6 protein-coding genes are annotated in these 9476 nt (G+C 58.3%); 4 read left to right on the top strand and 2 right to left on the bottom strand.

All coding sequences use genetic code 11. The features are described 5' to 3' along the window. Window positions 1-186: 186 nt before the first annotated feature. The 4 genes from GBM95_RS09885 (at window position 187) to nrdG (ending at window position 4918) form a co-directional block, all read left to right on the top strand. Entirely contained in the window at window positions 187-1428 is a 1242-nt protein-coding gene (locus GBM95_RS09885; protein WP_152158948.1) for an autotransporter outer membrane beta-barrel domain-containing protein, read from the top strand. Between the two features lie 4 nt (window positions 1429-1432). Beyond that, the gene (locus GBM95_RS13055; protein ID WP_264298098.1) at window positions 1433-1696 is read left to right on the top strand and encodes an autotransporter outer membrane beta-barrel domain-containing protein; all 264 of its coding nucleotides are present in this window, start codon (window positions 1433-1435) and stop codon (window positions 1694-1696) included. A gap of 573 nt (window positions 1697-2269) precedes the next feature. Then, window positions 2270-4432: an anaerobic ribonucleoside-triphosphate reductase gene (gene nrdD / locus GBM95_RS09875; protein ID WP_152158946.1), complete on the top strand. Its 2163-nt coding sequence runs from the start codon at window positions 2270-2272 to the stop codon at window positions 4430-4432. Between the two features lie 9 nt (window positions 4433-4441). Continuing rightward, window positions 4442-4918, top strand: a complete 477-nt coding sequence (gene nrdG / locus GBM95_RS09870) for an anaerobic ribonucleoside-triphosphate reductase activating protein (RefSeq protein WP_152158945.1) — start codon at window positions 4442-4444, stop codon at window positions 4916-4918. Window positions 4919-5012: 94 nt separating this feature from the next. Here the strand turns inward: nrdG and GBM95_RS09865 are convergent, their stop codons facing one another. Both GBM95_RS09865 and GBM95_RS09860 read right to left on the bottom strand, forming a co-directional pair. Beyond that, the gene (locus GBM95_RS09865; RefSeq protein ID WP_152158944.1) at window positions 5013-8942 is read right to left on the bottom strand and encodes a DEAD/DEAH box helicase; all 3930 of its coding nucleotides are present in this window, start codon (window positions 8940-8942) and stop codon (window positions 5013-5015) included. A 44-nt stretch (window positions 8943-8986) separates the two neighbouring features. After that, window positions 8987-9229 carry a hypothetical protein gene (locus GBM95_RS09860; protein WP_152158943.1) on the bottom strand — a complete coding sequence of 81 codons (243 nt, stop codon included), beginning with the start codon at window positions 9227-9229 and terminating at the stop codon, window positions 8987-8989. Between the last annotated feature and the right edge of the window lie 247 nt (window positions 9230-9476).

Raw genomic sequence — 9476 nt, 5'->3', positions numbered from 1 at the left:
AGCTGATAACCGGTTATTCCCCGCCGTTCCCATGCCTTGGAAGGGTATCACGCCACCGTAGCGGTCGGGCTACATGTCCACACTAAACGTCGAAAGGCCCCAAATTCGAAGCTCGAGATTGGGAAGAATAGTTCTCTCGGACACACGACTGGGCTAAAGAATCAAGGTACAGTTGATGCTTCCTAGGTGGATGAGAATGTCGTTGTCAAGGGACGTACAGTAAATAGCGGAACGCTCATCATTGGAGAAAAAACGTTCCGCACGGACACCTTTGATGCTGCCGGCGGCACTATTGAGGTGAGTACGCTCCGTAAAGGCGAAGATTCTGAGACTGGCAAGCTCGTGGTTACGCACGAGGCTACTGGGAAGGGTAAGGTAAAGGTTGTGGTCCGCGATGGCAGCGTCGGGATGGATCTCAATCGCCTTGATGTAGCCGTTCTGGGGCCAAATTCTACGTTGAAGCTTGATCTTGAAGGGACTGTCACTAAAGACGGCAAAAGCTACATGCTCATGAAGACTGACGACAGTGCAGACGGTTCCGCGTGGTATTTGACAACCACGAACAGGCCTCAACAGTTCCGTCCTTCGCCTAAACCAGATCCCGAGGATGACGGCAAGCCCGATCATGCTTCCGGCCAGACTCACGCCGGGGAAGATGAGAATCAGGACAATCATGGAGGCACCGGCGGCTCCGACATCGTCTGGACCACGAGCACGCTGAAGACGCCGCAGGCCGGCGCTCGAGCGGGCCTCGCATACCTCGCTGCGGAAGTCTTCGACCTGAGTCTCCGCGGCCACGTTGGCGACCGCGTCTACCATGATCTGCTCACGGGCGAAGAGCGTGAAACCTCGCTCTGGATGCTAAATATGGGGAACTGGTCGAGGTTCGGCGACACGACGAGCCAGCTCGGGTTCGACGGCCGCACCAACGTCACGCACCTTGGCGGCGACATCTACAAGTGGAATCTCAACGAAACGGATACCCTGCGCATCGGCCTCCTCGGAAGCTACGGCGAAGCGGACTACAACACGAAGTCCGACGTCACCTGGCTCGAAGCGGATGCGAAATTTGAAGGCTGGTCCGTGGGCGCTTATGCCTCGTGGCAGACGAGTGCGGAAAGCGGGCCCTTCGCGAACGGTCAGATCCGCTGGAATCATTTCGAGAATGAAGTCCGCGAAGAGAGGCTCGAGAAGGACAAGTATGATTCCGAGGGTCTGAGCGCCACCTTTGAAGCCGGCTGGACGCAGCGTCTCTTCACGAAGAAGAATTCCGGCGGCTACAACATGGCTTTTGATCTTGAGCCCCGCGCGCATTTCTATTGGATGGACTTCGACGCGGACACGGGCTTTGACTCGACGGGTCAGCTCTTTGATACGGACGGGAAGGACGTCGCTCGGTGTTCGTGCGAGCCTCAAGCTCACGGATGACGCCATGCCTCAGTGGAATGACCCCGCGATGCATTTCTTCGTTGAAGGCAACTGGGTCCATTACTCTCGGGACTTCAATGCGACGGTGATGAACGAGAAGGGTTCGAGCACCGCGACCGTTGATCTCGAGGATTTCGCAGAGGCGCGTCTCGGCGCGGTCATGCACTTCTCCGACGATTTCCTCGTCTGGGGCGACTTCAATCTTCGCTCAGGTGAGGACGACTACGAATCCTACGGCTACAACGTCGGCGCGAAGTATTTCTACTAACGCAGGATCCGATCCTTAAAACAAACCGCCCGGAAGGATTTCTTTCTTTCCGGGCGGTTTTCTTCAATCTGCATCGAAAATTTTGCAAATGCGCATTTTTTCCACAGATTGTGGATAAAACTCGTTCATTAAAGCAAGAGATACTACATATGGTGGTGATGATGCTTCCCGATGAATCTATGGTGCAGAAATGAAGGATCAAGGCAATTTTGTCAATTCCATTGCCCATTGATAAACATGATTTTTGATTTTTTCTATCGATCGTCGGGCAGAAAACTTATAACTGATATATCGGAAAAATCTGAGGCTGCTTAAAAAATGGGCAAATAGAGGGACTTTTTGAAAGCTGAGAAAAATCAGACGGCTTTTTAAGGCGGTTTTCGGACCCGATGCAGAGACCCCCGGGGAGGAATTGGAGAGGGGCGGGAGATGGCTGAACCTTGGTTTATAATGACACCTTATCAGAAACAAATATTTATAAAATTCAATGGTATAGCACTGTTCGGCGAGCTTCCGTAGCGATGGTCGCCGTTCTTTTTGAGTGCTTTCCTTGGGTGCCCGGAGCTTCTTGAGATGCAGGTATTAAAAAAAGACAATTCGCTTGAGCCTTTTGAAGATAAAAAAATAGTGAGCGCCATCGAAAAAGCGGCATTTCGCTACGACCGGATCATTCCGGAAGAAACGATGACCGCCATGGCGGAAACCGTCAAAAAGCGCGTTGAGAATCAGGAAGCCGTTCCGGTTGCATCCCTTCATGAGCTCGTCATTGCGACGCTCAATTCCTTCGGCTTCAAGGACGTCGCGGACTCGTACGCCGAATACCGCTACTACAAGACGACGTACGCCAAGACCTTTGAAAAGATCCGCCAGGAAGCCGACGACGTTCTGCGTCTCGGCGACCGCGAAAACGCGAACTTCGACTCGTCCCTCGTTTCCACGAAGGGCGTTCTGATCAAGGGCTATCTCACGAAGGAGCTCTACAAGCAGTTCTATCTCTCGAAGACCGAGAAGGCCCTCACTGAGCGCGGCGACATCTACATTCACGACATGCGCGACATGATCCTCGGATCGGTCAACTGCTGCCTCCTTGACGTTGCTTCGATCCTGAAGGGCGGCTTCGAGATGAGCAATGTCGAATATACGGAACCGAAGAGCGTTCACAGCGCGCTTCAGGTGATCGGCGACATCACGCTCGTCGCTTCCGCTCAGCAGTTCGGCGGCCTCACGATCGCCGAGCTCGACAAGGTTCTTCTTCCCTACGTGAAGAAGACCTGGGCGCGCGCGTACGAAAAGTACAAGGAAACCTGCGGGCTTCCTGAAGAGGCCGCGAAGAAGATGGCGCATGCCGAAACGATCCGCGAGCTCGAGCAGGGCTTTCAGTCGCTCGAATTGAAGCTCAACACGGTGACGTCGTCGCGCGGCGACATCGCCTTCACGACCGTTTCCTTCGGCCAGTGGGATCCGAAGCTCCCCGAGGAAGAGAAGGAATGGCTCTATGAAATCGACCGCATCATCCTCACGACCCGCAGAAACGGTCACGGCGCCCGCCGTCGTCCGGTGATCTTCCCGAAGCTCGTCTACCTCTACGACGAGCGCCAGATCAAGGCGGACAAGTGGTCTGCCTCGCTCTTTGAGGAAGGCGTGAAGACGAGCGCTCAGTGCATGTACCCGGACTGGCTTTCGCTTTCGTCCGACCACGGCGACGTTTCGAAGCTCTTCCTCAAGACCGGCGTCGTGACGAGCCCGATGGGGTGCCGCGCGTACCTCACGCCCTGGCAGGATCCGGAAACGGGCAGGTACGTAACGATCGGCCGCTGCAACATCGGCGCGGTTTCGCTCAATATTCCGCTTCTCATCAGCCTGGCGCGCACCGAGCACCCGACCGAGTGGCGCGAAAAGTTCTGGGAGATTCTCGATAACCGCCTCGAAGTGATCCGCGAGTTCCTCAAAAAACGCTACGACTTCATCCGTCACCAGCGCGCATCGTCCAACCCGCTTGCCTTCACGCAGGGGGGCTTCTACAAGGGCTACCGCGAGCCCGACGAAGAAGTGGGCGATCTCGTCGACTACATGACCGCGAGCTTCGGCATCACGGCGCTCGATGAGTCCACTTATCTCTGGACAGGCGAGCGCATGATCGACGAGGGCGGTAAGTTCGCCCACAAGGTGCTGCGCCACATCCAGAACAGGATCGACGCCTTCAAGGCCGAGGATCATCATCTCTACGCAATTTACGGCACGCCCGCCGAGTCCCTCACGGGCACGCAGGCGCGTCAGTATGCGAGCTTCTGCCGCGAGCGCGGGATCGACAATGTGTTCGAGCACACCGAGCACTACGACCCGATGTACTTCTCGAACAGCTTCCACGTCAATGTGACCGAGGACATCACGCCCTTTGAGAAGCAGGATGCGGAGTTCGAGAGCTTCCACCTCGCTCCGGGCGGGCATATTCAGTACGTGCGCCTCACGAACCCTGAAAACTTCGAAGCCGACGCGGCCATCATCCGCCGCGGCATGAAGATGGGGTTCTATCAGGGCGTCAACTTCGACAGCGCCTACTGCAACGACTGCGGCACGCACTCGAACAACGTGCTCAACAAGTGCCCGCACTGCGGGAGCACCAATCTCTCGGTGATTTCGCGCGTCTGCGGCTATCTCGGCTATTCCAACATGAACGGCCGCACCCGCATGAACGACGGCAAGCAGCGCGAGATCGAGCGCCGCATTTCGATGTAAGTCGGGAAAATGAACTACTGCGGCTACAGCAAGTTCGACGCGGCAAACGGCCCCGGAGTACGGGTATCCTTATTCGTCTCCGGGTGCACGCTCCACTGCAAGGGGTGCTTCAATCCGGAATCCTGGGATTTCGGTGCAGGGAAGCCCTTTGATGCGGATGCGCTCGGGAAGCTCCTCAAGGATTCCGACGATGATTCCATCGCCGGCCTCTCCATCCTCGGGGGCGACCCCTTTGAGGCGGAGAACATCCCTGAGGTTGAGCGCATTGTCGACGCTTACCGCGGGAAGTTCGGAAAAGAAAAGACCATCTGGATCTGGACGGGGCGCAAGTACGAGCACCTCATGAACGATCCGGCCGCGAAGTCCCTTATTGAAAAGATCGACGTGCTAGTCGACGGCCCCTTCATCGAAAGCCGCAAGGTGACGGAAAAGGGCAAATGGTTCGGGAGCACCAATCAGCACGTGATTGAGATAGCGCGGATGTGAGGCTTGCGGACGCAGCGGGCGCGCTTTGCGCCTGAGCAAGCTCCAAAGAATAAGAAAGAGGCCCGGAGGAGGAATTCTTCCGGGCCTTCAAGTTTTATTTCGAGAGCGAGAAGATCGACTTGATCTCGTCGTCCGTGAGGTCTCCGATCCAGGATTCGCCCACGCCCACGGCGAGGTCCGCGAGCTCGCGCTTCTTTTTAAGCATCTCGTTCACCTTTTCCTCAAAGGTGCCCGCCGTGATGAAGCGGTAGACCACGACGTCGCGCCGCTGACCGATTCGCCACGCGCGGTCGGACGCCTGGTCTTCGACGGCCGGATTCCACCAGAGGTCGTAGTGAATGACGGCGGAAGCCGCTGTGAGGTTGAGGCCCGTGCCGCCCGCTTTGAGCGAAAGCACAAAGACCTCCGCATTGGGATCGTTCTGGAAGGCGTCGACCATCTCCATGCGCTTTGAGGCCGGAACGCCGCCGTGGAGGAACTCCGGCGTCTTTCCTGTTGCATCCGCAATCCAGCGCACGAGCCTTTCGCCCATTTCGCGGAACTGCGTGAAGATGAGGGCCTTTCGTCCCGATTCGCGGCAGCGGTGAAGGAGCTCGAGAAGCGCCTCGGCCTTGCCGGAATCGGGCTTCTCGGAAATTTCCTTGAGGAACTGCGAGGGCGAATTCGAGATCTGCTTCAGGTGCAGAATCATGCGCAGAATCTGTCCGCGTCTCGAGGCCCGGACATGAGCGGCATTGAGCGTTCTGCCGCTCTGATCGGCGCTTGCCGCGCTCGCGTCGAGGGTCTCGAGCTCCTCGAGATTTTCCTTGAGGCACTCTTCGTAGAGCGCCACCTGACGCGGCGTGAGCGTCGTGAAGTAGTCGACGACGTTCTTTTCCGGGAGTTCATCGAGAATCCCCGGATCGGTCTTCACGCGTCTCAGAAGGAACGGAGCCGTGATCTTGCGGAAGCGGTCGATTGCGCCCGCGTCCCTGTGCTCTTCGATGGGTTCGACGTATTCGCGGCGGAACTGCGCAGGGGTTCCGAGGAGCCCCGGCTCAAGGATCGAGAAGATCGACCAGTACTCGGACAAGCGGTTTTCAACCGGCGTGCCCGTGAGCGCCACAACAGCGTCGGCGGGGAATTCCTGAGCGGCGCGCGCCTGACCGGTCTTCGAATTCTTGACGGCCTGCGCTTCGTCGAGAACGAGAAGACGGAAATGAAGCTCGGAGAGCTTCGGGAATTCGCGCTTCAGAAGCCCGTAGGAGGTAATCAGAATGTCCGGACGGTCGGGACCGTCATCAAGCTCGCGCTCCTTCCCGTGGAAGATCTGGGTCGTGAGGCCGGGCGCAAATCGCTCGATCTCGCGCTGCCAGTTGACGAGCAGCGACGCGGGAGCGGCAATGATGACGCGGCCCGTTGAGAGGAGTCCGCGGTTCTTCAGTTCCACGACGGCAGCAATCACCTGCACGGTCTTGCCGAGACCCATGTCGTCGGCAAGGAGCGACCCGAGACCGAGGAGCGCATTCTGCACGAGCCACGAGTAGCCTCGGACCTGATAAGGACGAAGCGTGGCGTTGAGGCCCTGGGGAGGAGGAAGCTCCTTCACGGCCGCCTGTTCGCGGATCTTGCCGAGGAGCTCTTCGGTTGCTTCCACCGTCCTCCCGGCAATCTGGCCCGAAAGAAGCGCGCGGAGCTTTTCCCAGTTGGTTAGGGCCTTTTTCTGTGCCTCCATCCATTCGAGGACGAGGCGATCGAGGTCGGCCTTCGAGAGATGGAAGAGCGCGCCCCCGGAGGTAATGAGTTCACCCTCGGCATTGATGCGGGCGCGGAGTTCCTCGAGCGTCATGCGTTCGTCCCCGACGGCGATCTCCCAGTGGAAGTCGGCGAGCGCCGCGGCGTTGAGCATCCCCTGGGTTGCGAGCCTCGGGCTCCTCGGGGAGGCTTTGGGCGCAGACGACGCAGAAAGCACGATTCTCGGCTTTTCGATCTTCTTCAAAGCCTCGGGGAGATCGAATTCAATCCCGTAGGCGGAAAGCGCCGGCATGGCGGTAAAGAGGAAGTATTCCCACTGGCTTCTCGGAAGCCACGCGGGGTTCTCAAAGCTCGCGCCGAATTCAGAGAAGAGCGGGTGGGTGCCCGCGAGAAGTTCAACCGCAGCGCGCACGCGGTGATCGGGGTCTTCCCCAAGCTTCTCCCACCCGGTGATCGTGAGGCTGCCGGAAGCTTCGCAAGAGTCTTTGGCCTCGTTCTCGGCCGTCTTTTCTTCCGTCCCGGTGCGGGGCTTCACGTGAAGCGTGAGCTTCAAAGCGCCGTTTTCGAGTTCGCCCGCAAGCACGAGCCGGCAGGGCGTCGTCATGGCGGCGAGCGGGAGCGCGAAGAAGGCGGAAAGGACGCTTGCGAGATCGTCATAGGCGGGCGGTTCCGGCGCAAAGCCGTCACCCGTGAGCGCCTTTCTCACGCGCCGTCCGATCATGAGGCGGCTTACTTCCTTATTCTTTTCAGAAGCGTTTCTCACGAAAGCCGTGGTAATGAGCGTCATGCACCAGAAGAAGGCGCGCATCTTTGCGCCTTCTTCCGCCGGATCCTCGCCTGAGAGGAAGGTTTTGCCGCCTTTCTTCTGCGTGAGAAAGCCCTTCGTCAGGGCATAAGCCTCGGAGAGGAGCGTCTTCACCTGAGGCGTCGAGACCGCCGGAATCCAGAAAACCCGGAAGCCCGGATACTGGTCGTAGCACTCTGTGGCGCTTAAATGCACCGGGATCGGCGCAACGGCGCCCGCGGCTACGATTTCCGCTGCCGTCTGGCTCAATGCATGCCAGATCGCAAAGGCGGGCTTCATCGGAAGGAGTTCGCGGCGCGTGAGGGCGAGCACCGACTGAAGGAAGGCTTCTGCGTTCACGTGGAGGTCGCGCATCTTCTCTTCGTCGTGATCGGCCGGTGGCGCCTTGATGATCGCCTCGAGCCGGAGGGTCGCGAGTACTGCCGCTTCAAAGTCGATCGTGAGCGAGGCGTCCTGCGCGAAGATTTCGGCCTGGGTCTCAAGGAACTTCCGCCACTTCGGGTTGACGGTGACGGCGGGCGTGCGTTCCTGACGCTCCTCGCGGCGGATGAGCTGCCCGAGGAGTTCGCGGACGCTGTGGGCGGACGCCCGGACGACGGTTTTCAGAAATTCCCGTGCTTCCGTGTCGCCGAATGCGCACCAGGAGCGGCGCGCAATCAAGGGGGAGAGGCCGGTGGACGGGAGCGCATCAATGAGCTCTGTTCCAACATCCGGGAGCGGCTGCGGCATCCAGAAGCGAAGGCGCTGAAGGCGCTCCTCGTCCTCCATCGCGGGAACCTCAAGTTCCGGAATCTGAGCGGCGGCATAACGGATGATTTCGCCGATGCTCGCGTACGTGAAGGGCGTTGACGGGGAGAGCGCTTCCTGCTGCAGGGCGTCGCCGCGGCTCGCGGAAGCGCCGGGCTTATGTTCGCCATCCGCCGGGGCGCTCTCGTCCCCGCCTTCGGGAGCGAGCTGACCCGCGGGCTTCTCGAGCTTTTCGGCTTCCTCGGCAAAATTGAGATTGATGAAGCGGAACCAGCGACCCGGCTCCTGCTCGAGCTCCTCGAGGAAGGCGGCAATCAGAAGCGCGCATTCGCTCGACATCATGCCTGGATCAAATTCGATGCTTCCCGGGTTCTTGAGGAAGACGTCTTCGCCTGAGGCCTTGATCGCGTCGTTGAGTGCGGGCGGCAGGTCGCCGCTCGCGAGGCACGGAATGAGCCCCGTGATTTTGGCGGCTTCCCCGAGAATCTTTGAGACGGACGGGGTTGAGCCCGGGTAGAAATGCATCGCGAGCGTATAGAGCTGCCCGCGCGAATTCGTGAGCGAAAGCTTCACCGTTCGCGAAGTCCGGTCCCAGGTGAGTTTCCGGGATTTGAGTCCGTGAAGGCGTTCCTGCGCCGCAATCCAGATGCCTGGTGACGTGTAGTTGGGGAACTGCGAGGAGAAGGTCTCAAACCACTCCTTGCACTCCCAGCTGCTTCCGCTCGTAAAGCCCTGCATTTCTCTGAAGCCGATTCTGAAATTTGCTGTTGAAGGGAAAATCTTCAGGCTCGCTTGCCGTCATGCGGTTTTCGCGGGCCAAACGGGGATTTTACCCCGATCGATGTGCGGAAAGAGACCTGCGGCTCTTGTGATGCAATGGAGTGCGGGAAGCGAAAAGGAGAGTTGCGGCGGCGACGGGGCGCTGATGTCGGTTCTGAAATATCAGGAAGAGCTTTCTTTCCATTGATCCGGACATCGCTCATAAGATCGGGCACATGGAGCTGCGCGATCCTGGCACCGGTCATGAGTCAGCTGTCCGCATCTGCCGATGCGATTGCCGGCCGCTCGATCCGACCAAAAGCAGAAGAAGGAAAGACCTTGGCAGAGTACTGCGCTCCGTAAATGCCGTCGGGACGGGGCATGCTTTTGGATTTTGCGGGCAAGCTACCGATATAAGGGGACTTCCATAAAATAAATGCCTGTAAATTCTGAAAATTTCAGAGTTTACAGGCATGAAAAATGGGTGTTTTGTGTTATAATTGAATTTGCGAA

The sequence above is a fragment of the Sutterella seckii genome (assembly GCF_009183815.1).
GTDB classification, from domain to species: Bacteria; Pseudomonadota; Gammaproteobacteria; order Burkholderiales; family Burkholderiaceae_F; genus Sutterella; species Sutterella seckii.
This window is presented reverse-complemented; position numbering and strand designations above follow the sequence as displayed.

Bases quoted from the DNA above. Each gene is read 5' to 3' on its own strand.
- GBM95_RS13055 (WP_264298098.1), top strand. From the start codon at position 1,433: ATGCCTCAGTGGAATGACCCCGCGATGCATTTCTTCGTTGAAGGCAAC.
- nrdD (WP_152158946.1), top strand. From the start codon at position 2,270: ATGCAGGTATTAAAAAAAGACAATTCGCTTGAGCCTTTTGAAGATAAA.
- nrdG (WP_152158945.1), top strand. From the start codon at position 4,442: ATGAACTACTGCGGCTACAGCAAGTTCGACGCGGCAAACGGCCCCGGA.
- GBM95_RS09865 (WP_152158944.1), bottom strand. From the start codon at position 8,942: ATGCAGGGCTTTACGAGCGGAAGCAGCTGGGAGTGCAAGGAGTGGTTT.
- GBM95_RS09860 (WP_152158943.1), bottom strand. From the start codon at position 9,229: ATGACCGGTGCCAGGATCGCGCAGCTCCATGTGCCCGATCTTATGAGC.